The organism is Streptomyces diacarni (genome assembly GCF_003323715.1).
Taxonomy (GTDB): Bacteria; Actinomycetota; Actinomycetes; order Streptomycetales; family Streptomycetaceae; genus Streptomyces; species Streptomyces diacarni.
Map to the genome: position 1 here is coordinate 41,675 of NZ_QOIN01000042.1, position 24,594 is coordinate 66,268.

Consider the following 24,594-nt stretch of genomic DNA (forward strand, 5'->3'; position numbering starts at 1 on the left):
GGTACCCGTTCGATTGACGAGGCCCGTCAATCGGGCGGGGGACGGCCGTCCCCGGCAGGCAGGATGGAGGGCATGAGCGTCACCATCCACATCGCGGGGCTGCCCCTGGAGCGTGTCGTCTTCGCCCCTTCGCCGCTGGCCGAACTGGGCACAGCGCTACACACCCTGGCCGAGCCCGGACACCATCCCGGGGTGCACGGCTGGGCGACCGCCACCAACGCCTCACTCAAGCAGGATCTGGCCGACCGGCTGTGCGAGGCCGACTTCCTGTGGCGGACGACCTTCTCCGACATCCTGCTGGGCTTCGCGGGACTGCGGGACGCCTCCGCGCAGCCCGGCGGGACGCTCGCGCAGGACCTGGACCTGCTCGACCGGCTCGACGACGAGAGTTACGTCATGGCCGCCCTGGAGTTCACCTGCGGTGCGCTCTACGGAACCGACGCGGTGCGCTCGCCGCTGGCCGACGCGGCGCTGCGGGAGCGGGCGCTCGATCTGGCTGCGGCCCGCGGGCCGCAGCAGCAGCGGTTCACCCAGCGGCTGCTGGACGACCCGCCCGCCGTGCGGTCGTGGATACGCCGCCTGTTCGAGGACTGCGACCGGGCCTTCTTCGCCGACACCTGGAGGCGGGTGCGGCTCCAGCTGACCGCCGACGCGCGCGAGAAGACGGAGCTGCTGCGCCGCAAGGGGCTGGCGGCGACCCTGGCGGCCGTCTCCCCCGCGCTGTCGACCGACGAGGCGGGCGGCGTCATCGACGCCGACAAGCTCGCCAGCGCCCGCACCACCGCAGTGGATCCCGCGGTGGGGCCCGGCGTGACGTTCGTCCCGTCCATCCACCAGTGGCCGCACCTGGTGGTGCTGCACCGGCACGGGTGGCGGCCCGTCGTGCACTATCCGGTCGCGGCGCCCGAGATGCCGGGGCCGCTGTCGGTGGACCAGTTCAAACTGCGGATGGAGGCCCTGGCGCATCCGATGCGGATGCGGCTGTGCCGGAACCTGGCCCGGGCGCCCTACTCCACCAGCGAACTCGCCGACCAGTACGCGCTCAGTTCCCCGGAGGTCTCCCGGCACTTGGCGGTGCTGAAGAAGGCCGGTCTGATCACGGCCAGGCGGCGCGGCCGGTACGTGCAGTACCAGCTGGATCTGAAGGTCGTGGGACGGCTGGGCAGCGACTTCCTGGAGACGGTACTGCGGTGACACGGGGCCCGCCGGCCCCGCCGACGTCGGGAGGATTCAGCTCCCGGCCCTCACCAGGCCCGTCTCGTACGCCAGGACGACCGCCTGGACACGGTCGCGCAGCCCCAGCTTGGCCAGGATGCGGCCCACGTGGGTCTTGACCGTCGCTTCGGAGAGCACCAGCCGGGCGGCGATCTCTCCGTTGGACAGGCCCTGGGCGATGAGGGTGAGCACCTCCCGCTCGCGTTCGGTCAGGCGTTCCAGCTCCTTGGCGACCGGCTCGGTGGCGGTGGCGGGCAGCACCGAGGAGAACCGGTCGATCAGCCGCCGCGTGGTGCTGGGCGCCACCACCGCGTCCCCGCTGTGCACCGCGCGGATGGCCTCCAGCAGGTCGCCGGGCGGCACGTCCTTGAGCATGAAGCCGCTGGCCCCCGACTTGAGCGCGGAGAACGCGTACTCGTCCAGGTCGAACGTGGTCAGGATCAGCACCTTCGGGCTGCCGGGCCCGCCCTCGCCGCCCTCGCAGATGCGGCGGGTGGCCTCGACCCCGTCGACGTTCGGCATCCGCACGTCCATCAGCACCACGTCCACCGGCGTGCCGCGCAGGATCGCCAGCGCCTCGGCGCCGTCACCCGCCTCGGCGGTGACCTCCATGTCCTGCTGCGCGGTGAGCACCATGCGGAAGCCGGTGCGCAGCAGCGCCTGGTCGTCGACGAGCATCACGCGGATCGTCATGCGGGGTCCTTCTCGGTCGGGGGAGGGCGGGGACAGGGGACGTGGAGGGGCGCCTCGGTCGGAATCAGCCGGCGCCCTTGAGGGGGAGGGCCGCACAGATGCGGAAGCCGCCGCCGGCGCGGGGCCCGGCCTCCAGCGCACCCCCCACCATGCCGACCCGCTCGCGCATGCCGATCAGCCCGTGGCCCAGACCGTCCACGCCGCCCTCCTCGTACAGCTCGCGCTGGGCGCCGCGCCCGTCGTCCTCCGCGAGGACGGACAGCTCCTCGTCGGTGTAGCGGAGCCGCACGGTCGCCCCCACGTCGGGGCCGCCGTGCTTGCGGGTGTTGGTCAGCGCCTCCTGCACGATGCGGTACGCGGTCAGCTCGACGCTGCTGGGGAGCGGGTGCGGGACGCCCTCGACCCGGAAGTCGACGGTCAGGCCCGCGCCCCGCACCTGCTCGACGAGGTCGGCGATCTGCTCCACACCGGGCTGCGGCACGTACTCGCCGCCGTCCCGCTTGGCGCCGTCCTCGCTGCGCAGCACCCCCAGCAGGCGGCGCATCTCGGCGAGCGCCTGCCGGCCCGTGCCCGAGATGGTCTCCAGCGCCATGCGGGTCTGGTCAGGCGCGTTGTCCAGCACGTAGGCGCCGCCGTCGGCCTGGACGACCATCACGGACACGTTGTGCGCCACCACGTCGTGCAGCTCGCGCGCTATCCGGGCCCGCTCGGCGGCGACGGCCACCTTGGCCTGTGCCTCCCGCTCCTTCTCCAGCCGCCGGGCGCGCTCCTCCAGCTGGAGGTAGTAGGCGCGGCGGGTGCGCAGGGAGTCGCCGAGCACCCAGGCCATCACGAACGCCAGTGTCATGAACAGCGTGCCGAAGATGTCGTTCGCCAGGCCGCCCGTCGTGCTCGGCCAGCGCAGCGTGCTGATGGTGGGGGCCAGCAGCGCGCCCGCCAGCGCGAACCTGGAGGCCCACCGGACGTGCCGGGAGGCGACGGTGAAGACGATGACCAGGAACGCGAAGTTTCCGGGGAACGCGCTGACGTCGACGACCACCTGTGCCACGCCCGTACCGGTGGCCAGCACCAGCATCTTCTCGGGGGCCCTGCGGCGCAGCGCCACGACCGCGCTCAGCGCGAGCGCGATGGGGATCATGGCGATCTGTTGCCGGGGCGTGGTCGCGAGCCCCTCCGCCTCCGGCGGCGCGGTGACGCCGGCGACGATCCACAGCGACGACAGCATCAGCAGCGCGACAGCCCAGAGGCTGTCCACCCACGTGGGGTGTCTGCGGATGAAGTCGTAGAGCCGATGCACGTCACCCAGCGTATGCAGACCGGGCACGTGCAGGGGTCAACCGGACGGCCGATCCGTGGGCGCCGCTCCTACTCCCCAAGGTGGAGGATTCCGGTCCGCGCATACGGTGAGGCCCATGCTCCCCCCGTTGCCCGGCTGGCGCTCGGCCACCGCCACCGCCCTGTACGGGCCCGGCGGTTTCTACACCCGTCAGGCGCCCGCCGCCCATTTCCGCACCTCCGTACACGCCTCCGGGCTCTTCGCCCACGCGGTGACGCGCCTCCTGCTGCGGGTGGACGCGGCCCTGGGGCAGCCGCCGCGCCTCGACCTGGTCGACGTCGGCGCCGGCGCCGGGGAACTCCTCACGGGGGTGGCGGCCGCACTGCGCGAGCACGAGGCCGCCGGCGCAGCGGTGCTGGCGCGCCTGCGCCCCACCGCCGTCGAACACCGGCCGCGCCCCGAGGGCCTCGACCCGGCCGTCCACTGGTGTACGCGCCTGCCGGACCCCGCCACGGTGACGGGGCTGCTGTTCGCCAACGAGTGGCTGGACAACGTGCCCGTCGACGTCGCCGAGAACGACCGCACGGGGACCGCACGGCTGGTGCTGGTCGCACCCGACGGCACCGAACGGCACGGGCCGCCCGTCACCGGCGCCGACGCCCGGTGGCTGGAGCGGTGGTGGCCGCTGGACCAGGCGGGCGAAGGCGCCCGCGCCGAGATCGGCCACCCGCGGGACGCCGCCTGGGCGCGCGCCGCCGGCAGCGTGCGCCGCGGCGTGGCCGTCGCCGTCGACTACGGGCACACCCGCGCGACCCGCCCCCCGTTCGGCACTCTCGCCGGGTACCGCGAGGGCCGCGGCTGCCTGCCCGTACCGGACGGCAGCCGCGATGTGACCTCCCACGTGGCCCTCGACGCGGCCGCCGCGAGCGCACCCGGCACCACCCGGCTGCTCGACCAGCGCGCCGCGCTCGGCGCCCTGGGCGTGACGGGCCGCCGCCCGGACCTCGCCCTGGCGAGCTCCGACCCCGCCGCCTACGTGCGCGAGCTGAGCGCGTCCTGCGAGGCCGCCGAGCTGCTGGACGCGGGCGGGCTCGGCGGCTTCGGCTGGCTCCTGTCGGAGATCGACTGCACGGTGGGACCCGGCTGAGAGCCGTCCTCCAGGAGGCCCGGGACGACACTCCCGGGCCCCTCCCGGGTCAGGAGCTCTCGATCGACTCCAGCTCCACCTCTCCCCTGCCCACTTCGCGGGCGTCGGCGTCGATGGAGCGCCGCAGCGCCGCGTGCAGCCGCGACGGGGTGAGGACGCCGACGAACCTGTCACCGTCCAGGACGGCGATCCAGCCCGCGTCGTGCTGGAGCATCGTGCTGAACGCCTGTTTGAGAGAGGAGCCGAGCGGCAGCCACGCCTCCATGCGGCGCGCGTGGTGGGCCACCGTGCCCTCCTGGGCCTCCACCACACCGGCCGAGACCCAGCCGTGCAGCTCGTCGGCGTCGTCGAGCACGACGGCCCAGCGGGCGCCCGCGGCGGCCATCCGCCGCGCCGCCTTGTCCAGGCGGTCGCTGAGGTGGACGGTCGGCGGCTCCTCCAGGTCACCGGGCTCGATGGGGGTGACGGACAGCCGCTTGAGACCGCGGTCGGCGCCGACGAAATCGGCCACGTACGGCGAGGCGGGGGCGCCCAGCACCGTGGCGGGCCGGTCGAACTGTTCGATCCGGCCCTCCCCGTAGACGGCGATGCGGTCACCGAGCCGCACGGCCTCCTCGATGTCGTGCGTCACGAACAGCACCGTCTTGTGCAGTCGCGACTGGAGGCGCAGGAACTCGGTCTGCAGATGCTCGCGCACCACCGGGTCCACGGCGCCGAACGGCTCGTCCATCAGCAGCACCGGCGGATCGGCCGCCAGCGCCCGCGCGACGCCCACCCGCTGCCGCTGCCCGCCGCTGAGCTGGTCGGGGTAGCGGTCGCCGAAGACGGCCGGGTCCAGACCCACCAGGTCTAGCAGCTCGCGGGCGCGTTCACGCCGGCGCGCCTTCGGCCAGCCCAGCAGGTGGGGGACGGTGGCCGTGTTGTCCAGCACCGTGCGGTGCGGGAAGAGACCCGTCTGCTGGATGACGTAGCCCATCCGGCGGCGCAGCTCGACCGGCTCGACTCCGGCGATGTCCTCGCCGGCGACCAGGATGCGGCCCTGCGTCGGCTCGATCAGCCGGTTGACCATCTTCATGGTCGTGGTCTTGCCGCAGCCCGAGGGCCCGACGAGCGTGACCAGCTCGCCCTCGGCGACCTCGAGGGACAGCCCCTCGACGGCGACCGTCCCGTCGGGATAGCGCTTGGTCACGTTCTCGAAGCGAATCATGGTCATCCTCTTATCCCCGTCGGACCCGGACCTCTCCTGTGGTACCGAACACCGAAACACGGCACCCCGGCTACCTCTCAATCTCTCAATCCTTCAATCCTCCGCGCCTTCAATCCTCCGCGCCGTGGATGAACACCGCGTTGCGGGGGTACGGCACTGCGGACCGATTGTCAGTCTGTCGGGATAGGGTCGGCCGACATCACGGTGGGACCGCACGGCACGGGGAGGTGACCGGCGTGAGCAGCACGACGACGGGCGGCCCGGAGGGCTGTCTGGCACAGAACGACTGGCTGTGCGGGGAATACCTGCGCACCCGGCAGAGCGAACTGCTCGACGCCACGGTCGAGCACATCTGGATCACCGCGGCCTCCGTCGGCATCGCCCTGCTGCTGGCGCTGCCACTGGCCGTCGCGGCCCGCCGCTGGCGCGCGGCCCGCGGCCCCGCCCTCGGTGTGACGACGGTGCTCTACACCATCCCGTCGCTGGCGATGTTCGCGCTGCTGCTGCCCGTCTTCGGACTCTCGGCAGCCGTGGTGGTCACCGGCCTGGTGCTGTACTCGCTCACCGTCCTGGTGCGCAACATCCTCGCGGGCCTGGACGCCGTCCCGGCCGAGGCCAGAGAGGCCGCCCGCGGCATGGGGTACGGGCCCGGCAGGCTGCTGTTCGAGGTCGAGCTGCCCCTGGCGCTGCCGGCGCTGCTGGCGGGGGTGCGCATCGCGACCGTCACGGCGGTGTCGCTGACCACCATCGGCGCCATCGTCGGCTACGGCGGCCTGGGCAACCTCATCTACGACGGCATGGAGAGCTACTTCAAGTCGCAGGTACTGACCGCCTCCGCCATCTGCGTCCTCCTCGCCATCGCCGCCGACGTGCTGCTCCTGTGGCTCGGGCGGGCGCTGACCCCCTGGACGCGGAAGCGCACCCGGCGCGGAGGGCCGGGCAGCGGCCGGACGGGGGCAACACCGTCGAAGACGGCCGCACCGGCCCCGTCCGAGACCACCGGCACGGACCTCGTCGGAAAGGCGGGCTGAACCGCCATGGGCATCGTCACCGACGTGTGGACGTGGCTGACCACGGAATCCCACTGGACGGAGAACGGCGGGGTGCTCCAGCGCCTCACCGAACACGCCTACCTGACAGGCGTCTGCCTGCTGCTCTCCTGCGCGATCGCCCTGCCGCTGGCGCTGTGGCTCGGCCACGTCGGGCGCGGCGGCGCGCTCGCGGTCAACCTGTCCAACGCGGGCCGGGCGATCCCCACCTTCGCCGTGCTCGTCCTCCTGTCGATGGGCCCGCTGGGCCGGCACGGCGACTGGGCGACGATCGTGGCGCTGGTGCTGTTCGCCCTGCCTCCGCTGCTGACGAACGCCTACACGGGCGTACGCGAGGCCGACCGCGAGGTCGTCGAAGCCGCGCGCGGCATGGGCATGACGGGATGGCAGCTGCTGCGCCAGGTCGAACTCCCCCTCGCCCTGCCCCTGGTCATGACCGGAATCCAGACGGCCGCCGTCCAACTCGTCGCCACCGCCACACTCGCCGCACTCCCCGGCGGCGGCGGCCTCGGACGGCTGATCACCGCCGGGTTCGGCAACTACGACACCGCGCAGGTGGTCGCCGGAGCACTGCTGGTGGCCGTCCTGGCACTGCTGGTGGAGCGCGCGCTGGCACTCGTCGAGCGGCTGCTGGACCCGATGCGGCGCAGCCCCGGGCCCCGCCCCGCCGCCGCGGGGACCGGCGAAGGCGACGGCGCCGACGGGACGGGCGGCAGCGGCGGCCCGGACAGCACCGGCCGGACCGCCAAGACCCCGGCCCCCTCGCGCTCCGCGGCCTGACGCCCGCCGCCCACGCCCGAAAGACCACCACAGACATCCGGACGAATGGACGCATGATGGCCTCCACCCCGACCACCCCACACGCGCCGCGCCCCACCACCCGGCGCGCCCCCGCGCGCCGCCGCGCCCTCGCCGCGGGCGGCGCCGTCGCCGCACTGACCCTCTCGCTCGCCGCCTGCGGCGGCAACGACCTGGAGAAGGAAGGCGGCAGCGGCGGAGGCGGCAAGGGCAGCCTCGTCATCGGCTCCGCGGGATTCACCGAATCGGAGATCCTCGCCGAGCTGTACTCCGGCGTCCTGTCCGAAGCCGGCTACAAGACGAGCGTCAAGAAGGTCAAGAACCGCGAGCTGTACGCGCCCGAACTCGAAAAGGGCCGCATCGACGTCGTACCGGAGTACGCCGCGACGATGGCCGAGTTCCTCAACGCGAAGAAGAACGGCCCCAAGGCGGACCCCGTCGCCTCGCCGAACGCCGACAAGACCGTCGAGGCCCTGCGGAAGCTGGCCGAACCGCGCGGCCTGAAAGTCCTGGACGCGGGCAAGGCGGTGGACCAGAACGCGTTCGCCGTCTCCGCCGACTACGCCAAGAAGCACAAGCTCAAAACCCTCAGCGACCTGGGCGCGTCCAAGGAGAGCGTCACCGTCGCGGCGGGCGACGAGTGCGAGACCCGCCCCTTCTGCCAGCCGGGGCTGGAGAAGACCTACGGCATCGACGTCAAGGGCATCGACCCCAAGGGCGTGGGCACCAGCCAGTCCAAGCAGGCCGTCAAGGACGGCAAGGACCAGCTCGTCCTGACCACCACCACGGACGCCACCCTCGACCAGTTCGACCTGGTCATCCTCCAGGACGACAAGAAACTCCAGAACGCCGACAACGTCCTGCCCGTCGTCAACGCCGACGACGCGGGCGACAAGAAGGTCGCGAGCGCCCTCGACGAACTCACCCGCACCCTGACCACCAAGGACCTGACCGACCTCAACCGCCAGGTCGACCAGGAACGCAAGAAGGCCAAGGACGTCGCCGAGGACTACCTCGCGGAGAAGAACCTGGCATAAGCACACCCCCGCGGCGACCTCGGCCGGTGTCGCCGCACGAGCCCCACACGGTAAATTCCCAGCCATGCCTCGTGGACGTCATCGCCATTCCCCGCCGCTGCACCGCCTGCTCCCCCCGGCGGCGGTAGCGGTGGCCGCGCTGGCCTGCGCCGGCGGTACCTGGCTGGTGGGCGAACCGGGCGTCGGCGACCTGGACACCGTCGTCCTGCGCGCCCTCGCCACCGCCGCGGCCGCCGCGGCCGTCACCGGCTCAGTGCTGCTCCGCCGGTGGGACCGGGCCGCGGGCAGACAGGTCGGCGACCTCAAGGCGCGGATGGCCAGCACGGCGTGGCGGGCCGAGGAGAAACAGGCCGAGCTGGAAGGCGAAGCCGAGGAGCTGCGCGAGGTCCGCTCCAAGCTGGTCGGCAAGCTGCGCGGGAAGCGCGCCGAGCTGACCAGGCTCCGCTCCGAACACGCCGACCTGCTCCGCCGCTACGCCCACGCCGAGACCCGGCGCGCCAGCGCGCTGGAAGGCCGGCGGCTGCTGGAGCTGGAGTCCGGCGCCCCCGCCGGAGGCAGCAGAGCGCTGACCATGGACGCCACCGACCACCGCCGCCTCTCCGGCGCCCCCACCCCGCTGACCTACCTGCGGGCCGACGAGGCGCTGACCGCCCTGGCCAGGAACGTGGTGCGGCAGCGTGCCGCCGGGGCCCGGCGGCACGCGGACGGGGAGGACCTCCCCGAGCCCTCCGCGCCGGCGGCCGGCGCCGCCCGCGACCGCGCCGGAGGCGCGACCCCGGAGACCGACTCCACGGACGCGGACCGCGCCACGGATGCGAGCGCCGCTCCCGGCGTGAGCACCGAGCCCGGCACGGGTGCAGCGCCGCGGCGCGCGGGGGCCGCACCGGACGCGGATGCCGCGACGCGTGCGGGCGCGGGCGCCGCACCAGGAACCGACACCGCTCCGGGCGCGAGCGGCGCAGCACATACGGGCGCCGCACCGCGTGCGGGCGCTGTTGTGGACGCGGGGGCGGACGCGGGGGCGGACGCGGGGGCGGACGCGGACGCGGGGTCTGGGCGTGGGGTGGGGTGGAGTTCGGGTCCTGGGCCCCTGCCGCCCGCTCGTGTCGTGCCCGGCGACGACGCCGGCGGGAGCGCGGGGTCCGGGGCTGTCGCGGCCGCCCCCGCAGGGCCCGGCGCACCGGCGTCTCCCGTACCGCCGCGGGCGGAGCCCGCGCGCAGGAGGGATCCCGACGAGGGGGGCGCCGAGCCGGACGGGCGGGAGGGTGACACCGGCGGGTTCGACTTCTTCGGCCGCGACATGCGCGGGAGCGGCTCGCGTTCCTGAGCCGGTCGGTGGCGTGCGGCCGCGGCGTGCTGCCGGTGGCCGCGCGGCTACTTGTCGATGTCGCCGACGACGAAGAAGAAGGACCCCAGGATGGCGACCATGTCCGCGACCAGCGTGCCGGGCAGCAGTTCGGTCAGTGCCTGGATGTTGTTGAACGAGGCGGAGCGCAGCTTGAGCCGGTAGGGCGTCTTCTCGCCCTTGGAGACGAGGTAGTAGCCGTTGAGCCCGAGCGGGTTCTCCGTCCAGGCGTAGGTGGCGCCTTCGGGGGCCTTGAGGACCTTGGGCAGCCGCTGGTTGACGGGCCCGGGCGGCAGTTCGGCGAGCCGGTCGAGGCAGGCGTCGGCCAGGTCGAGGGAGTTGTGCACCTGGTCGAGGAGCACCTCGAACCTGGCCAGGCAGTCACCGGCTTGGCGGGTGACGACTCTGAGGGTGTCCGCCAGTTCGCCGTAGGCGAGGTACGGCTCGTCGCGCCGCAGGTCGAAGTCGACGCCGGACGCGCGGGCGAGGGGGCCGCTGACGCCGTACGCGTGTACCAGTTGGGGGCTGAGCACGCCGATCCCGCGGGTGCGGCCGCGGAAGATCTCGTTGCCGAGGACCAGGTCGTCGAAGGTGCCCATGCGGGAGCGGACGGCGCCCACCGCGTGCCGTGCGCGGTCCCGCCAGCCGGCCGGGAGGTCGTCCTTGAGTCCGCCGACGCGGTTGAACATGTAGTGCATCCGGCCGCCGGAGACCTCCTCCATGACGTTCTGGAGCTCCTCGCGCTCCCGGAACGCGTGGAAGACCGGGGTGATCCCGCCGAGTTCCAGCGGGTAGGAGCCGAGGAACATCAGGTGGTTGAGCACCCGGTTCAGCTCGGCCAGCAGGGTGCGGGTCCACACCGCGCGCTCGGGCACCTCCATGCCGAGCATCCGTTCGACGGCGAGGACGACGCCCAGCTCGTTGGAGAACGCCGAGAGCCAGTCGTGGCGGTTGGCCAGCACGATGATCTGGCGGTAGTCGCGCGCCTCGAAGAGCTTCTCCGCTCCCCTGTGCATGTAGCCGACCACCGGCTCGGCCCGCTCGATCCGCTCCCCGTCCAGGACCAGCCGCAGCCGCAGGACGCCGTGCGTGGAGGGGTGCTGCGGACCGATGTTGAGCACCATGTCGGTGCTCTCGGCCGCCCCGCCGATACCGACGGTCGTCTCCGTCTGAGTCATGAGGCTCATCCTGTCAGCTTCCTCCTCACGGTGGACACGGCGTCCGGGCGACCGCTCGTACGCTGAGCAGATGACCGACCCCACCTCCGTTCCGTCCGCCGAGACGGCATCAGGACAGGCAGCACCCAGCGGGGCGGCGCCCGGCGAGACCGCGTCCGAGTGGCGCGGCGTCGAGCGGGCGTTGCTGCCGCTGCGCAGGCTCGTGCTGCTGTCCTGGCTGCTGCCGCTCGCCGTCGCGGCCGGGGTGGTGCTCGCCCTGACGCTCGGCGCGGTGTGGGCGTCGTGCGCGCTGCTGCCGCTCGCGGTGGCGGCCTGGGGGTGGGGCGCGCTGCGCCGCAACTGGCGCTCGTGGCGGTACGCGGAGCGCGCCGACGACCTGCTCATCTCGCACGGCGTGCTGTGGCGGGAGACGACGGTGGTGCCCTATGGGCGGATGCAGCTCGTCGAGGTGACGTCAGGACCGCTGGAGCGCCGCTACGGGCTCTCCCGGCTCCAGCTGCACACCGCCGCGGCGACGACGGACGCCACCATTCCCGGGTTGGCCCCGGCGGAGGCCGCACGGCTGCGCGACCGGCTCACGGAGCTGGGCGAGGCCCGTTCGGCGGGGCTGTGACGGGCCCGGCCGGGCCGCGCGGGCCCGAGCAGCGGGGCGACGGCGCCACACCGAAGTCCCAGGGCGACGGCCGCAAGCCCGAGCCGCGGTGGCTGCCGCGGCGCCCGGAGGGGAGGCCGCTGCATCCCGTCACGCCCTGGCGGCGGGCCTGGGCGCCGCTCGCCGCGCTGCTGGCGTTCGTGGCGCACGACGCGGAGCAGGCCCGCGAGTGGTCCACGCACCTGACGGTCGGCTGGGCGACCCTCGGCCTGCTGGTGCTGCTGCCGGCGGCCGCCGCGTACGGCTTCCTGACGTGGTGGTGCACCAGCTACCTGGTCACGGACACCGAGCTGCGCATCCACACAGGACTGCTCTTCCGCCGTACCGCGCACATCCGGCTCGACCGCGTGCAGGCCGTCGACGTCGCCCGGCCGCTGCCGGCCCGGGTGGCGGGGGTGGCCAAGCTGAAGCTGGACGTCGTGGGCACCGACTCCAAGGACGAGCTGGCGTTTCTCGGCGAGCGGGAGGCGGTCGCGCTGCGCGCCGAGCTGCTGGCCCGCGCGGCCGGGATCGCGCCCGAGGTGGCAGCCGAGGCGGGCGAGGCGCCCTCCCGCGAGCTGCTGCGCGTGCCGCTGCGCACGCTGGTGCTGAGCGTGGCGCTGCTGGGCGCCGGGTGGGGGACGCTGCTCGCGCTGCTCGTCGCGCCGCCGCTGGTCTATCTGGCCTCCGACAGCGTGTGGCCCGCGCTGGCGACGGCGTTTCCGCTGGCCGGCGGGGTGTGGGCCAGCGGCGCCGGGCGGGTGATCCGCGAGTTCGACTGGACCGTCGCCGAGTCGCCCGACGGCCTCCGCCTCGACTCCGGGCTGCTGGACCGCCGGCACGCGACCGTGCCGCCCGGCCGGGTCCAGGCCGTCCACCTCGTCGAACCGCTGCTGTGGCGGCGGCGCGGCTGGACGCGGGTCGAGCTGGCGGTCGCGGGCGCGGGCAATCCCGTCAAGGACGACAGCGGCGGCCTGCTCCTTCCCGTCGCCCCGTGGCCGCAGGCCGCCGCGGTCCTCGCCCGGGTGCTGCCCGGTGTCGACCTGGACGCCGCCACCGCCGCGATCACGCCCGTGCCCCGGCGGGCCCGCTGGTGCGCCCCGGTGGTGCGGCGCGGCTACGGGTGCGGGGTGACCGGCGAGGTGTTCGTCACCCGGCAGGGCCTCCTCAAGCGCCGCACGACCCTCGTGCCGCACGCCAAGGTGCAGAGCGTCCGCCTCGAACAGGGTCCCTGGCAGCGCCGGCAGCGGGTCGCGGACGTCTCGCTGGACCACGGTGCGGGCGGCGCCACCCGCGCCGGACTGCGCGACGTCGAGGAGGCCCACGCCCTGCTGGGCGCCCAGGCGGAGCGCTCCCGCACCGGCCGCCGTACGGCCGCCCCGGAGCGCTGGCTGACCGCACAGGTCCCGCCACCGGGCGAGTGACCGGCCTCCCGGCGCCTCCGCGCGGGCCTGGGGCCGCCGGGTGTCCTGCGGACGCCTACCCTGGGCACATGGGTGCGAGAACGCGGGGCCGCGTGGACGGCCTCCCCGACTGGGACCGCTGCGCGGTGATGGGTGTGGTCAACGTGACCCCCGATTCGTTCTCGGACGGGGGGCGCTGGTTCGACACCGGGACGGCGGTCAAGCACGGACTCGACCTGGTGGCCCAGGGCGCCGACCTCGTCGACGTCGGCGGTGAGTCCACTCGCCCCGGAGCCGCACGCGTGAGCGAGGACGAGGAGCTGCGCCGGGTGCTGCCCGTCGTGCGCGGGCTGGCCGGTGAGGGCGTCGTCGTCAGCGTCGACACGATGCGCGCCTCCGTGGCGGCACGGGCGCTGGAGGCGGGCGCCGTCCTCGTCAACGACGTCAGCGGCGGTCTCGCCGATCCCGCCATGGTGCCCGTCGTCGCCGAGGCCGGTGTGCCGTTCGTGGTGATGCACTGGCGCGGCCAGAGCATCGACATGAACAACCGCGCCGTCTACACCGACGTGGTCGGCGAGGTCATCAGCGAGCTCGCGGGCTCGATACACCGCGCCGTGGACGGCGGCATCGACCCGGCCCGCGTCCTGCTCGATCCGGGCCTGGGCTTCGCCAAGCGCGCCGAGCACGACCTCGCCCTCGTCGCGGCGCTGGCCAGGATGCGGGCCGAACTGGACCGGCCGCTGCTCGTCGCCGCCTCCAGGAAGCGCTTCCTGGGCCGGGTGCTGGCCGATGACAAGGCCACGGCGCCGCCGCCCGCCAGGGAACGCGACGCCGCCACGGCCGCCGTCTCGGCGCTCGCCTCGCGCGAGGGGGCGTGGGCGGTACGGGTCCACGAGGTGCGCGCCAGTGCCGACGCCGTGCGCGTCGCGCGCGCCGTCGAGTCGGCCGCCGACGCGCTTCCGGACACCCTGGGACGGCAGGGGAAGACCCCGGAGGACCCGGACTCCGCGGAGGCACAGCGGTGAGCGGCACCGACACCGACATCGAGGCGGTCGACGCCGCCAACACCGCGCTCTACGACGCGATCGAGCGCGGCGATCTCGAGGCGCTGTCGGGCATGTGGCTCGGCGAGGGCGCCGACGACCCCGCGGACCCGGAAGGCGGCGAAGGCGAACACGGGGTCCGCGTCGTCCACCCCGGCTGGCCGGTGCTCACCGGGCGCGGCGAGGTGCTGCGCTCCTACGCCCTGATCATGGCGAACACCGACTACGTGCAGTTCTTCCTGACGGACACCGAGATCTCCGTGCTCGGCGACACCGCCCTGGTGAGCTGCACGGAGAACATCCTCTCCGGCGGCCCCGCCGAACAGGACGGTTCGGCCGGCCCCCTGGTGGGCGGACTCGTGGTGGCCACCAACGTCTTCCGCCGTACCGAGGGCGGGGAGTGGAGGCTGTGGTCCCACCACGGCTCGCCCGTCCTCGTCGAGCAGGACGAGGACGGCCCCGGCGAGGACGAGACAGACCTCGGCCAGGGCGACATCGAGCTCTGAGCCGCCCTCGTCGGCGGCCGTCACCTCCTGTGCGGGGATGGTCGGCCGGGAATGCGCGCGTGGGCTGTGACGCTGTGGGGTAGGCGGCGCCGCGAGCCGCCGAGTACGCGGGTAGATTCGATCCGGTGCCGCGGTAGGCCGGTACCGGACTCGTACGACCGACGGGAGTGATGCGCGTGGATCGCGTCGCACTGCGCGGCCTCACGGCGCGTGGGCATCACGGCGTGTTCAGCGAGGAGCGCGAGCGGGGGCAGACCTTCGTCGTGGACCTCGACATGGGCCTCGACACGCGCCCGGCCGCGACGGGAGACGACCTGTCCCGTACGGTCCACTACGGCGTCGTCGCCGAGGAGGTCGTCGCGGTGCTCGCGGGCGAACCCGTCGACCTGATCGAGACGCTCGCCCAGCGGATCGCCGACACCTGCCTGCGGCACGACGCCGTCCAGGAGGTCGAGGTGGTCGTCCACAAGCCGGAGGCGCCGATCACCGTCCCCTTCGAAGACGTGACCATCACTATCAAGCGGAGCCGCGCATGACGCCGAACAGTGACCCGACCGTACAGCCGGTGCCCGCCTCGGTGGTGCAGCAGGTGGATGCGGCCGACACGACCCTGCACAATCCCAACACCGCGGTCCTGTCGCTGGGCAGCAACCTCGGCAACCGGCTGGAGTCCCTGCAGAGCGCCGTCGACGCGCTCGCGGACACCCCCGGGCTGAAGGTCAAGGCCGTCTCCCCGGTCTACGAGACCGAACCGTGGGGCGTCGAGACCGACAGCCAGCCCAGCTACTTCAACGCGATCGTCGTCGTACGGACCACCCTGCCGCCCTCCTCGCTCCTGGAGCGCGGGCACGCCATCGAGGAGGCGCTGGAACGCACCCGCGACGAGCGCTGGGGCCCGCGGCCCATCGATGTGGACATCGTCGCCTACCAGGGCATCGTCTCCAACGACCCGCAGCTCACCCTGCCCCACCCGCGGGCCCACGAGCGCGCGTTCGTCCTCGTGCCCTGGCACGACATCGACCCGGCGGCGGAGGTTCCGGGCCACGGCGCGATCGAGGCCCTGCTCGCCTCCCTCGGCCGGGAGGGCATCACCGCCCGTCCCGACCTGGAACTCGTCCTGCCCTCCTGAGCGTTGGTGCCCGTGCCGAGGACGACACCGCACCTGCGCGAGGTGGAAGACCGATGAACCAACTCCGAGTCCGCACCCTGGCGGCGCTCTTCGCCGTCGCCGGGGTGCTCTCGTGGGGCGCGGCGAGGCTCTGGGACTCGCTGGGCACGCTGCCGGGCGTCCCCGTCGCCGCCCCCATCGTGCTCGGCGCCATCGCGGCGGTCCTGCTGGCCACCGCGCTCTCGCTGCGCTCCAGGCTGAAGGCGCAGCGCGAGCGGGAGCCGGACGCCGAGGGCGTGGATCCGATGATGCCCGCCCGCGCCGCCCTCTTCGGCCAGGCGAGCGCCCTGGTCGCGGCACTGGTGTCCGGCATGTACGGCGGTGCGGGGCTGTTCCTGATCACCGAGCGCGCCGACGTGCCGGCCCGTGCGACCCAGTCCCTCTACGCGGGACTCTCCGTCGTCGCGGGCATCGCCGTGATAGCGGCCGCCGTCTACCTCGAACGCGTCTGCCGCCTTCCCGACGACGACGAGGACCACCGCCCGCCGACGGCCCGCGCGTAGCGGCCCGCCGGGCACTCCGCACAGCGCCCCCGCCGGGCGCTGTGCGGGCCCGGAGCGCTCCGCGGCCCTCGTCGAGCAGCCGGCGGCCGCGTCACGAGCCGGCCCCTACGTCCCGAGCCGGCGGCTACTTGGCCAGGATCAGGCTCATGGCCTCGGCGCGAGTGGTGGCGTCGCGGAGCTGCCCGCGGACCGCCGACGTCGTCGTCTTGGCCCCCGGCTTGCGCACCCCGCGCACCGACATGCACATGTGCTCGCACTCGATGACGACGATCACCCCGCGCGGCTCCAGTATCCGCATCAGCGAGTCGGCGATCTGGGTGGTCAGCCGCTCCTGCACCTGCGGACGGCGGGCGAACACGTCGACCAGCCTGGCCAGCTTCGACAGGCCGGTGATCTTGCCGCTGGCGGCGGGGATGTAGCCCACGTGCGCCACGCCGTGGAACGGCAGCAGGTGGTGCTCGCACTGGCTGACGACCTCGATGTCCTTGACCAGGACGAGCTCGTCGTGGCCCAGGTCGAACGTCGTCGTCAGCACGTCCTCGGGGCGCTGGCGCAGCCCCGCGAACATCTCGCGGTACGCCCGCGCCACCCGCGCCGGGGTCTCCAGCAGCCCCTCGCGGTCGGGGTCCTCACCGACCGCGATGAGGAGCTCGCGTACGGCGTTCTCGGCGCGCTTCTCGTCGAACTCGCCTATCGGGCTGGCCCCGTCCAGGGTCACCGGGTCGGTCATGTGGTCCCTCGTTCCTTCACTCGCGCAGGGGGCTCTACCTCAGCCCTTGCGTGCACACAGCGGAAAGCCGCGCCCCTCGACGTTAACGCGAGGGGCGCGGCTGTCATTCCGCCGGTGGTCTCCCGGGCGCGGGGCTACCCCGCCGACCTGGGATTATCCGTTGTCCGGGTCCACGGGCTCGACGATGGCGTCCGAGTCGCGGGGACCGATCTCCTTGCCGAGGTTGGTGCCGTTGCTACCGCCCGTCAGGGCGGCGGGCGGGGCGGAGACCGGAGGCCGGGTGGAGGGGGTGCGGCGCGAGGAACCGGTCCACGCGGGGCGCCCGGGACGCTTGACGACAGGGGCGAAGACCTCGGCGATCTCCTCCTTGTTCAGCGTCTCCTTCTCCAGCAGGGCCAGGACGAGGTTGTCGAGGACGTCGCGGTTCTCCACCAGGATTTCCCAGGCTTCGTTGTGCGCCGTCTCGATCAGCTTCTTGACCTCCTCGTCCACCAGCCCGGCGACCTCCTCGGAGTAGTCGCGCTGGTGGCCCATCTCCTTGCCCAGGAAGGGCTCGGACTGGTCGGAGCCGAACTTGATGGCGCCCAGCCGCTCGGTCATGCCGTACTGGGTGACCATCGCCCGGGCCGTGGTCGTGGCCTTCTCGATGTCGTTGGCCGCGCCCGTGGTCGGGTCGTGGAAGACGAGCTCCTCGGCCGCGCGGCCGCCCATCATGTAGGCGAGCTGGTCGAGCATCTCGTTCCGCGTGGTGGAGTACTTGTCCTCGTCGGGGAGCACCATCGTGTAGCCCAGGGCCCGGCCTCTGGACAGAATGGTGATCTTGTGAACGGGATCGGAGTTCGGTGAGGCCGCCGCGACCAGGGCGTGTCCGCCCTCGTGGTACGCGGTGATCTTCTTCTCCTTGTCGCTCATGATCCTGGTCCGCTTCTGCGGACCCGCCACGACGCGGTCGATCGCCTCGTCCAGGAACTTGTTGTCGATCAGTTTCTGGTCACCACGGGCCGTGAGCAGCGCGGCCTCGTTGAGGACGTTGCTCAGGTCGGCGCCGGTGAAGCCGGGGGTGCGCCGGGCGACCGCGCTCAGGTCCACGTCGGGCGCCATCGGCTTGCCCTTCTGGTGGACCTGGAGGATCTCCAGGCGGCCCTGCATGTCCGGCCTGTCGACGGCGATCTGCCGGTCGAAGCGGCCCGGGCGCAGCAGCGCCGGGTCCAGGATGTCGGGCCGGTTCGTGGCGGCGATCAGGATGACGCCGCCCTTCACGTCGAAGCCGTCCATCTCGACCAGCAGCTGGTTGAGCGTCTGCTCGCGCTCGTCGTGGCCGCCGCCCATGCCGGCGCCGCGGTGGCGGCCGACGGCGTCGATCTCGTCGACGAAGACGATGGCCGGCGCGTTGGCCTTGGCCTGCTCGAACAGGTCGCGCACCCGGGAGGCGCCGACGCCGACGAACATCTCGACGAAGTCGGAGCCGGAGATCGAGTAGAAGGGCACGCCGGCCTCGCCCGCGACGGCGCGGGCCAGCAGTGTCTTACCCGTACCCGGAGGACCGTAGAGCAGCACGCCCTTGGGAATCTTGGCACCGACCGCCTGGAACTTGGCCGGCTCCTGCAGGAACTCCTTGATCTCCTGGAGCTCCTCGACGGCCTCGTCCGAACCTGCCACGTCGGTGAACGTCGTCTTCGGGGTGTCCTTGGTGATGAGCTTGGCCTTGGACTTCCCGAAGTTCATCACTCGGGAGCCGCCGCCCTGCATCTGGTTCATCAAGAACAGGAAGATGACGATGATCAGCACGAACGGCAGGAAGGAGATCAGCATCCCGACGAACGGGTTCTGCTTCTGCGGTGCGACCGTGTATCCCTTCGGGATCTCCTTCTGGTCGTACTTCTGCTGAAGCTCCTTGGCGATGTCGACGCCCTGGTCGTCGATGTAGCTCGCCTTGATCTTGTCGCTGTCCTCGACCTTGGCGCCGTCCTTGAGCTCCAGCTTGACGATCTGTTCGTCGCCCGTGGTGAGCTCGGCGGACTTCACCTTGTCCTGTCGGATCGCCTGTACGACCTGGCCGGTGTCCACCGTCTTGAAGCCGCCGGACGAGCCGACGACCTGCATCAACACGACCACGGCAAGGACGGCCAGCACGATCCACATGACCGGCCCGCGGAAGTATCGCTTCACGTCCATCCATACGGAGCGCGTGCGCCCCGTCCCTCCTGCCACAGTGAGTTGAAAAGCCTGACCTTCGGACGGTACCCCAGCATTGTCACCCGGCGCCGCCGAGGACGGTCAACCACACCGTCCTCCGCACGTCCAACGAGGGGAACCGTCCCTGTGTTCCCGGTCCGGAATCCCGTGCGGAGCGCCGGGGATTCGCGAGCCGAAAGCCTGTACGAGCCGAACATCTGCACGAACTGCGTCAGCCGCCGTAGACGTGCGGGGCGAGCGTGCCGACGAAGGGGAGGTTGCGGTACTTCTCCGCGTAGTCCAGCCCGTAGCCGACGACGAACTCGTTGGGGATGTCGAACCCCACCCACTTCACGTCGATCGCCACCTTGGCCGCGTCCGGCTTGCGCAGCAGCGTGCACACGTTGAGCGAGGCGGGCTCGCGCGAGCCGAGGTTCGACAGCAGCCACGACAGCGTCAGGCCCGAGTCGATGATGTCCTCGACGATCAGGACGTGCCTGCCCTTGATGTCGGTGTCCAGGTCCTTGAGGATGCGGACCACCCCCGAGGACTGGGTTCCGGCTCCGTAGGAGGAGACCGCCATCCAGTCCATCGTCGCCGGGGTGGACAGCGTCCGCGCCAGGTCCGCCATCACCATGACCGCGCCCTTGAGCACCCCGACCAGCAGCAGGTCCTTGCCCGCGTACTCCGCGTCGATCCGTGCGGCCAGCTCGGCCAGCTTCGCGTCGATCTCTTCCTTGCTGACCAGCACCGACTCCAGGTCCGTGCCCATGTCTTTCTCGTCCACCCGTGCCGCTCTCGCTCGTCGAGTCCGCCAAGGTCCCGACCCGCCGGGAGACCGGACGGTCGACCCGGGTGGGTGCCGGGACGCCGGTCAGTTCGGTGAGCCGTGCCGAATGACCAGTCTGCCACCCTGCCGTGCGACCTCCACACGCCCGGGGAGGTTCAGCGCCCGCTGGCCGCGCCAGGCGGTCAACAGCCGGTCCATCTCCTCGATGTGCCGGGCGAAGAGGGAGCCGGGGGGCGAGCCCGCCTCGATGGCCGCCCGGCGCAGCACCCGGCGGCGCACCGCGGGCGGCAGCGCGAACAGCCGCGCGACATCCAGTTCCACGCGTACGTCCGATCCGGCGACGGGGTCGCCCGGCTGCGCGGTCACGGACCGCACCACCGCGCCCGCCGCCGCGTCGGAGCCGGCCTGCGGCCCGCACACCGCCACCGGGTCCGCCTCGGCACGGGGCCCCGGCGCCGCTCCCGGCACGTCCTCGGCGCGGGGCACGGGCGCCGCCTGGCAGGTGTCCTCGAAGCGGCCCACGGGCGCCGCGTCGCCGGTGTCCTCGGGCGAGGCGGCCTGCTGCGGTGTGCGCAGGACCGCCCGCTCGGCGTCGTCCGTCCAGGCGTCCAGCGCGTCGGCGTCGTCACGGGAGAGCTGGGCCGTGCGCGCCAGCGCCTCGATCACGCCCTTGCCGAGCGCCTTCTCCAGCGCGGGCAGCGCCTCGTGGCGCACCCGGGAGCGGGTGTAGGCGGGGTCCGCGTTGTGCGGGTCGTCCCAGACCGGGAGCGACTGGACCATGCACGCCTTGCGGGTGGTCTGGCGGTCCACACCCAAGAACGGGCGCCGGTAGCGGCCCTGCGGCCCGGAGACCGCGGCCATGCCGGACAGCGAGCGGGTGCCGGAGCCGCGCGCCAGGCCGAGCAGCACCGTCTCGGCCTGGTCGTCGCGCGTGTGCCCCAGCAGGACGGCGGCCGCGCCGTGCCGCTCGGCGACCTCGTCGAGCGCGGCGTAGCGGGCCTCGCGCGCGGCCGCCTCGGGCCCGGTGCTGGTACGTGCGATCCGCACGGCGACCGACTCGACGGGGGCCAGGCCGAGGTCGGTGAGGCGGCCCGCGACGTCCTCGGCGCGCTCGGCGGAGCCGGCCTGGAGGCCGTGGTCGACCGTGACGCCTCCCGCACGCACGCCGAGGCGGGGGGCCTCGAAGGCGAGCGCCGACGCGAGCGCCATCGAGTCGGCGCCGCCGGAGCAGGCCACCAGGACGAGCGGCGGCAGCGGCTCGGCGGGGGCGGCGGCGCGGGGTGTGGGGGCCGTCGGGGCCGAGGCCGCGGGGACCGCTGCGGTGGGGGCCGTCGCCGCGGGGCCTGCGGCGGGGGCGGCGCCGCCCGCGGCGGCCACCTGCCCGGCCTGCGGGCCGGGGACGCTGAGCACGTCGTGGAGTGTGCGGCGTACCGCCAGGCGTATCGCGGCGACCGCGGGGTGGGGACCCATGTCCGATTCACTTCCTCGTCAAGGATCTGCGCCTACACCGCGGGTGGGGGCTCCGCGGTACTCGGGGCGCTTGGGGGGAGTTGAAGGCCGACTCTTATCACGCTGAGTATGCTGATGGTGACAGAGACGAACCGGGTTACCCGAGCATCGCACGCGTGCCCCGCCCACACGGTCCCTCGGAAGAGTGATTGGAACAGCGTCCGAAGCGCCCCCCGGCGCCTCGCCCGGCCCTCACTCAGCCCTCACTCGGCCTTGCGGTGCACCCGCGCGATCCACTCGGCGGGCTCGGCGATCTCCGCCTTCGTCGGCAGGGTGTTCGGGGAGGTCCACACCCGGTTGAACCCCTCCATGCCCACCTCGTCCACCACGGCGCGCACGAACCGTTCCCCGTCCCGGTACTGGCGCAGCTTCGCGTCCAGGCCCAGCAGCTTGCGCAGCGCCAGATCGAGGCGGCTCGCACCGGTCGCACGGCGCTTTTGGAACTTCTCCCGGATCTCGGTGACCGACGGGACGACCTGCGGCCCCACCCCGTCCATCACGTAGTCGGCGTGCCCCTCCAGCAGCGACATCACGGCCGTCAGCCGGCCGAGGACCTCGCGCTGGGCCGGGGTCTGCACCAGCTCGACGAGGCTGGGCTTCTCCTCCGCGCCGGACTCGGACCCCGGCTCGCCCTCACCCGGCTTGCCGCCGCTCAGCGCCTGCGCGGCCTCCCTGATCCGCTCCACCAGCGTGGTGGGGTCGATATCGGTCTGCTCCAGAAACGCCTGGATCTCCATCCGCAGATGGTCACGGAGCCACGGCACGGCCGTGAACTGCGTACGGTGCGTCTCCTCGTGCAGGCACACCCACAGCCGGAAGTCGTGCGGGTCCACCTTCAGCTCCCGCTCGACGCTCACGATGTTCGGCGCCACCAGCAGCAGGCGGCCACCGCCATCGGCACCGCCCGGCAGGTCACGGCCCGCGGGCGCGAACGTCTCGTACTGCCCCAGCACCCGGGAGGAGAGGAACGACAGCAGCATCCCCACCTCGACGCCGGTGACCTTGCCGCCGACGGCGCCCAGCACGGTGCCGCCCGGCATCCCGGCACGGCGCTCCCGCACCTTCGTCAGCAGCGGGGAGAGCAGCTCGCGGAAGCCCGCGACGTTGGCCTTCACCCAGCCGGCCCGGTCCACCACCAGGACGGGGGTGTCCGCGTGCTCACCGGCGGGACTCAACCGGGTGAAGCCGCGCACGTGCTCCTCGGAGGCCTCGGCGTGCCGCCGCAGCTCCGCGACGATGCCGCGCGCCTCCTCCCGGCTCACCTCAGGGCCCGGTCGCCCGAGCCGGGTCGCGGTCGAGACCGCGAGATTCCAGTCGACCATCTCCACACCACCGAGGCTCGTCATTCCTTCACCGTACGTGCCGTGCGCCCCGTCCGGGAGCCGACCGGAGGACCAGGCGTCCCCTAAGGGCGCGGGCCCGGTCTCCCGGGGATTCCCGGCCGAGCGGGCCGCCTCTTCGCGGGGTACCCGCCGCTCGGCAGCGGGGTACCCGCCGCCCCGGCGGTGGTACCAGGTGCGGGCCGGCGGCGGCACGGGGGCGGCCGGTCGCGCTCCGGGGTGCGGCCGGCTCAGCTCGCGGACGGCGAGTCGCGGCAGCCGCAGTTGGCGAGCGTCGAGGCGATGCGGTCGAGCGACTTCTGAGCCGCGTCGGCGCCCGGGGCGCCGCTGGTCATGAAGGCGAAGGCCAGCATCCGCCCGTCCGCGTCCACCACCGTGCCTGCCAGCGTGTTCACCCCGGTCAGCGTGCCGGTCTTCGCCCGTACGAGGCCCGCGCCCGGCGCGCCCCGCTCGCCCCCGTAGCGGTCGTCCAGCGTGCCGGTGAACCCCGCGACGGGCAGCCCCGTCAGTACGGTGCGCAGGTCCGGACGGTGCGGGTCGGCCGCCAGAGTGAGCAGCCTCGTCAGCAGCGCGGGCGAGATCCGGTCGCCGCGGTCGAGGCCGCTGCCGTCCTCGAAGCGGGCGCCCTCGACGGGCAGGCCGAACCGTTCGAGGATCCCCTCGACCGCGCGGCCCGCCCCCGCGAAGCTCGCGTCGGCGCCCTCGGCCAGTGCCGTCTGGCGGGCGAGGGCCTCGGCGATGTCGTTGTCGCTGTTGGTGAGCATCCGCTCGACCAGCGCGCTCAGCGGCTGCGATGTGTGCACGGCGAGCGTGCGTGCGTCCTCGGCCGCCGTGCGCTCCTCCGGCTCGCCCTCGACGGTGACGCCCGCCTCCCGCAGGCGGTCGGCGAACAGCGCTGCGGCCGCCCCCGCCGGATGGGCGGCCCGGGGCGCGGGGCCGTGGTCGCTGCCGTCGCTCCTGCCCTCCTCCACCATCAAGGCGGTGACCCGGGCGATGTTCTCGTTGGGCCCGATGGGGTGCTGCTCGGGCCCCTCGTAGAGCGAGGTGTCGTAGCCGATCCGCACCTCCTCGACGCCCTTCTTCTCCAGGGCACGGGCCGCCTTCTCGGCCAGCCTCTTCACCTGGCCCTCGGTCAGCGTGGGATCGCCGCCGCCGACCAGGGTGACGCGGTCGCCCGAGCCCACCGCTCTGGTGGCGAGGCGGTAGGTGTCCCCGCGCGCCTTCAGCGCGGCGACGGCCGTCGCCAGCTTGATCGTGGAGGCGGGCGCCGAGACCTCACGGGCGCCTTTCGAGAACAGCTGCCGCCCGGTGACGGCGTCCACCACCGACGCGTGGCGGACCGAGCCGAGCGCCCCGTCCTCGATCAGCGGTTCGAGCGTGTCGGCGAGCGCCGAGACCGTGGGCGGCGGCACCTGCTCGGGGCGGGTACCGGCCGAACCGTTCTGCGGCCCGCCCTCTCCCCCGTCCCGGCGCACCGTCGGCCCTGCCGCGGCCAGCACCTGCGGCGCCGTGAGCACAGCCGTGCCCCCGCCGGGCGTGTGGTCCCCGCCACTTCCCGCCCCTTGCCGGGCCGCCCACACCCGCTCGGCCGTACGCTGACCCGAGTCCCACGGCCCCGCGGCGGACACCGCCACCAGCGCGACCACGAGTCCCAGCGCGGCGGAGGCGGTGGCCAGCCGAACGGTCTGGCGCTGCTGCGGGGCGGCGGCCCGCCAGCGACGCCGGGCCGCTCGCGCGCCGGCCCTGGCACGACCACGCACCTGCCGGGCCACCCGGGAGGCGGAACGGTATGCCCGGTTCGCGGTGTCACGCACCTTCGCTACGGCGTCATGCACCACGACCAGCCCCTTT

Annotated in this window: 23 protein-coding genes; 13 read left to right on the forward strand and 10 right to left on the reverse strand. The window is 73.3% G+C overall.

Annotation, left to right across the window (positions count from 1 at the left end):
* The first annotated feature begins 72 nt into the window (after window positions 1–72).
* Window positions 73–1,194, forward strand: a complete 1,122-nt coding sequence (locus DTL70_RS12690; RefSeq protein WP_114022023.1) for a DUF5937 family protein — start codon at window positions 73–75, stop codon at window positions 1,192–1,194.
* A gap of 36 nt (window positions 1,195–1,230) precedes the next feature.
* Here the strand turns inward: DTL70_RS12690 and DTL70_RS12695 are convergent, their stop codons facing one another.
* On the reverse strand, window positions 1,231–1,908 hold the full coding sequence (locus DTL70_RS12695; protein ID WP_114022024.1) for a response regulator: 678 nt from the start codon (window positions 1,906–1,908) through the stop codon (window positions 1,231–1,233).
* A 64-nt stretch (window positions 1,909–1,972) separates the two neighbouring features.
* A complete protein-coding gene (locus DTL70_RS12700) occupies window positions 1,973–3,205 on the reverse strand; it encodes a sensor histidine kinase (RefSeq protein ID WP_114022238.1) in 1,233 nt (410 codons plus the stop codon).
* 115 nt (window positions 3,206–3,320) lie between these two features.
* Here DTL70_RS12700 and DTL70_RS12705 point away from each other — a divergent pair, with 115 nt between their 5' ends.
* A complete protein-coding gene (locus DTL70_RS12705; RefSeq protein WP_114022025.1) occupies window positions 3,321–4,331 on the forward strand; it encodes an SAM-dependent methyltransferase in 1,011 nt (336 codons plus the stop codon).
* Between the two features lie 49 nt (window positions 4,332–4,380).
* Here DTL70_RS12705 and DTL70_RS12710 read toward each other — a convergent pair whose 3' ends face one another.
* On the reverse strand, window positions 4,381–5,538 hold the full coding sequence (locus DTL70_RS12710; protein ID WP_114022239.1) for an ABC transporter ATP-binding protein: 1,158 nt from the start codon (window positions 5,536–5,538) through the stop codon (window positions 4,381–4,383).
* A gap of 236 nt (window positions 5,539–5,774) precedes the next feature.
* On the opposite strand from DTL70_RS12710, the gene DTL70_RS12715 reads away from it, so the two are divergent.
* The 4 genes from DTL70_RS12715 to DTL70_RS12730 all read left to right on the forward strand — a co-directional run bounded on the left by DTL70_RS12715 (window position 5,775) and on the right by DTL70_RS12730 (window position 9,749).
* Window positions 5,775–6,569: an ABC transporter permease gene (locus tag DTL70_RS12715; protein WP_114022240.1), complete on the forward strand. Its 795-nt coding sequence runs from the start codon at window positions 5,775–5,777 to the stop codon at window positions 6,567–6,569.
* A 6-nt stretch (window positions 6,570–6,575) separates the two neighbouring features.
* Window positions 6,576–7,367 (forward strand): ABC transporter permease, encoded by a 792-nt coding sequence (locus DTL70_RS12720; protein ID WP_245979330.1) that lies wholly within the window; start codon window positions 6,576–6,578, stop codon window positions 7,365–7,367.
* 56 nt (window positions 7,368–7,423) lie between these two features.
* On the forward strand, window positions 7,424–8,422 hold the full coding sequence (locus tag DTL70_RS12725; protein ID WP_425470361.1) for an ABC transporter substrate-binding protein: 999 nt from the start codon (window positions 7,424–7,426) through the stop codon (window positions 8,420–8,422).
* Window positions 8,423–8,486: 64 nt separating this feature from the next.
* The gene (locus DTL70_RS12730; protein WP_147266773.1) at window positions 8,487–9,749 is read left to right on the forward strand and encodes a hypothetical protein; all 1,263 of its coding nucleotides are present in this window, start codon (window positions 8,487–8,489) and stop codon (window positions 9,747–9,749) included.
* Between the two features lie 47 nt (window positions 9,750–9,796).
* On the opposite strand, the gene DTL70_RS12735 is transcribed toward DTL70_RS12730, so the two are convergent.
* On the reverse strand, window positions 9,797–10,945 hold the full coding sequence (locus tag DTL70_RS12735; protein WP_425470356.1) for an NADH-quinone oxidoreductase subunit D: 1,149 nt from the start codon (window positions 10,943–10,945) through the stop codon (window positions 9,797–9,799).
* Between the two features lie 70 nt (window positions 10,946–11,015).
* On the opposite strand from DTL70_RS12735, the gene DTL70_RS12740 reads away from it, so the two are divergent.
* From DTL70_RS12740 to DTL70_RS12770, 7 genes are all read left to right on the forward strand, one after another.
* Window positions 11,016–11,558 (forward strand): PH domain-containing protein, encoded by a 543-nt coding sequence (locus DTL70_RS12740; RefSeq protein WP_114022029.1) that lies wholly within the window; start codon window positions 11,016–11,018, stop codon window positions 11,556–11,558.
* On the forward strand, window positions 11,555–13,000 hold the full coding sequence (locus DTL70_RS12745; RefSeq protein WP_114022030.1) for a PH domain-containing protein: 1,446 nt from the start codon (window positions 11,555–11,557) through the stop codon (window positions 12,998–13,000). Before DTL70_RS12740 ends, DTL70_RS12745 begins: the two co-directional genes overlap by 4 nt.
* 68 nt (window positions 13,001–13,068) lie before the next feature.
* On the forward strand, window positions 13,069–14,004 hold the full coding sequence (folP, locus tag DTL70_RS12750; protein ID WP_245979331.1) for a dihydropteroate synthase: 936 nt from the start codon (window positions 13,069–13,071) through the stop codon (window positions 14,002–14,004).
* A complete protein-coding gene (locus tag DTL70_RS12755) occupies window positions 14,001–14,528 on the forward strand; it encodes a nuclear transport factor 2 family protein (protein WP_114022031.1) in 528 nt (175 codons plus the stop codon). The genes folP and DTL70_RS12755 overlap by 4 nt, the downstream gene beginning before the upstream one ends.
* A 176-nt stretch (window positions 14,529–14,704) precedes the next feature.
* On the forward strand, window positions 14,705–15,064 hold the full coding sequence (gene folB, locus DTL70_RS12760; protein ID WP_114022242.1) for a dihydroneopterin aldolase: 360 nt from the start codon (window positions 14,705–14,707) through the stop codon (window positions 15,062–15,064).
* Entirely contained in the window at window positions 15,061–15,657 is a 597-nt protein-coding gene (folK, locus tag DTL70_RS12765) for a 2-amino-4-hydroxy-6-hydroxymethyldihydropteridine diphosphokinase (RefSeq protein ID WP_114022032.1), read from the forward strand. The genes folB and folK overlap by 4 nt, the downstream gene beginning before the upstream one ends.
* A gap of 53 nt (window positions 15,658–15,710) precedes the next feature.
* The gene (locus DTL70_RS12770) at window positions 15,711–16,199 is read left to right on the forward strand and encodes a DUF3180 domain-containing protein (protein WP_114022033.1); all 489 of its coding nucleotides are present in this window, start codon (window positions 15,711–15,713) and stop codon (window positions 16,197–16,199) included.
* Between the two features lie 124 nt (window positions 16,200–16,323).
* Here DTL70_RS12770 and folE read toward each other — a convergent pair whose 3' ends face one another.
* From folE to dacB, 6 genes are all read right to left on the reverse strand, one after another.
* Entirely contained in the window at window positions 16,324–16,929 is a 606-nt protein-coding gene (gene folE, locus DTL70_RS12775) for a GTP cyclohydrolase I FolE (RefSeq protein WP_114022034.1), read from the reverse strand.
* Window positions 16,930–17,082: 153 nt separating this feature from the next.
* Window positions 17,083–19,104 carry an ATP-dependent zinc metalloprotease FtsH gene (gene ftsH, locus DTL70_RS12780; protein ID WP_114022035.1) on the reverse strand — a complete coding sequence of 674 codons (2,022 nt, stop codon included), beginning with the start codon at window positions 19,102–19,104 and terminating at the stop codon, window positions 17,083–17,085.
* 232 nt (window positions 19,105–19,336) lie between these two features.
* The gene (hpt, locus tag DTL70_RS12785; RefSeq protein WP_114022243.1) at window positions 19,337–19,876 is read right to left on the reverse strand and encodes a hypoxanthine phosphoribosyltransferase; all 540 of its coding nucleotides are present in this window, start codon (window positions 19,874–19,876) and stop codon (window positions 19,337–19,339) included.
* Window positions 19,877–19,978: 102 nt separating this feature from the next.
* Entirely contained in the window at window positions 19,979–21,364 is a 1,386-nt protein-coding gene (gene tilS / locus DTL70_RS12790) for a tRNA lysidine(34) synthetase TilS (protein WP_114022036.1), read from the reverse strand.
* Between the two features lie 242 nt (window positions 21,365–21,606).
* Window positions 21,607–22,749: a zinc-dependent metalloprotease gene (locus DTL70_RS12795; RefSeq protein ID WP_114022037.1), complete on the reverse strand. Its 1,143-nt coding sequence runs from the start codon at window positions 22,747–22,749 to the stop codon at window positions 21,607–21,609.
* Window positions 22,750–22,973: 224 nt separating this feature from the next.
* Window positions 22,974–24,578 (reverse strand): D-alanyl-D-alanine carboxypeptidase/D-alanyl-D-alanine endopeptidase, encoded by a 1,605-nt coding sequence (gene dacB / locus DTL70_RS12800; protein ID WP_114022244.1) that lies wholly within the window; start codon window positions 24,576–24,578, stop codon window positions 22,974–22,976.
* Window positions 24,579–24,594 lie beyond the last annotated feature (16 nt).

Excerpts from the sequence above, each read along its gene's own strand:
- hpt (WP_114022243.1), bottom strand. The coding sequence starts at position 19,876 with ATGGGCACGGACCTGGAGTCGGTGCTGGTCAGCAAGGAAGAGATCGAC.
- DTL70_RS12725 (WP_425470361.1), top strand. The coding sequence starts at position 7,424 with ATGGCCTCCACCCCGACCACCCCACACGCGCCGCGCCCCACCACCCGG.
- DTL70_RS12705 (WP_114022025.1), top strand. The coding sequence starts at position 3,321 with ATGCTCCCCCCGTTGCCCGGCTGGCGCTCGGCCACCGCCACCGCCCTG.
- DTL70_RS12690 (WP_114022023.1), top strand. The coding sequence starts at position 73 with ATGAGCGTCACCATCCACATCGCGGGGCTGCCCCTGGAGCGTGTCGTC.
- folK (WP_114022032.1), top strand. The coding sequence starts at position 15,061 with ATGACGCCGAACAGTGACCCGACCGTACAGCCGGTGCCCGCCTCGGTG.
- DTL70_RS12795 (WP_114022037.1), bottom strand. The coding sequence starts at position 22,749 with ATGACGAGCCTCGGTGGTGTGGAGATGGTCGACTGGAATCTCGCGGTC.
- DTL70_RS12740 (WP_114022029.1), top strand. The coding sequence starts at position 11,016 with ATGACCGACCCCACCTCCGTTCCGTCCGCCGAGACGGCATCAGGACAG.
- DTL70_RS12730 (WP_147266773.1), top strand. The coding sequence starts at position 8,487 with ATGCCTCGTGGACGTCATCGCCATTCCCCGCCGCTGCACCGCCTGCTC.
- folP (WP_245979331.1), top strand. The coding sequence starts at position 13,069 with ATGGGTGCGAGAACGCGGGGCCGCGTGGACGGCCTCCCCGACTGGGAC.
- DTL70_RS12720 (WP_245979330.1), top strand. The coding sequence starts at position 6,576 with ATGGGCATCGTCACCGACGTGTGGACGTGGCTGACCACGGAATCCCAC.
- DTL70_RS12695 (WP_114022024.1), bottom strand. The coding sequence starts at position 1,908 with ATGACGATCCGCGTGATGCTCGTCGACGACCAGGCGCTGCTGCGCACC.
- DTL70_RS12735 (WP_425470356.1), bottom strand. The coding sequence starts at position 10,945 with ATGACTCAGACGGAGACGACCGTCGGTATCGGCGGGGCGGCCGAGAGC.
- folE (WP_114022034.1), bottom strand. The coding sequence starts at position 16,929 with ATGACCGACCCGGTGACCCTGGACGGGGCCAGCCCGATAGGCGAGTTC.
- tilS (WP_114022036.1), bottom strand. The coding sequence starts at position 21,364 with ATGGGTCCCCACCCCGCGGTCGCCGCGATACGCCTGGCGGTACGCCGC.
- ftsH (WP_114022035.1), bottom strand. The coding sequence starts at position 19,104 with ATGGACGTGAAGCGATACTTCCGCGGGCCGGTCATGTGGATCGTGCTG.
- DTL70_RS12710 (WP_114022239.1), bottom strand. The coding sequence starts at position 5,538 with ATGATTCGCTTCGAGAACGTGACCAAGCGCTATCCCGACGGGACGGTC.
- DTL70_RS12770 (WP_114022033.1), top strand. The coding sequence starts at position 15,711 with ATGAACCAACTCCGAGTCCGCACCCTGGCGGCGCTCTTCGCCGTCGCC.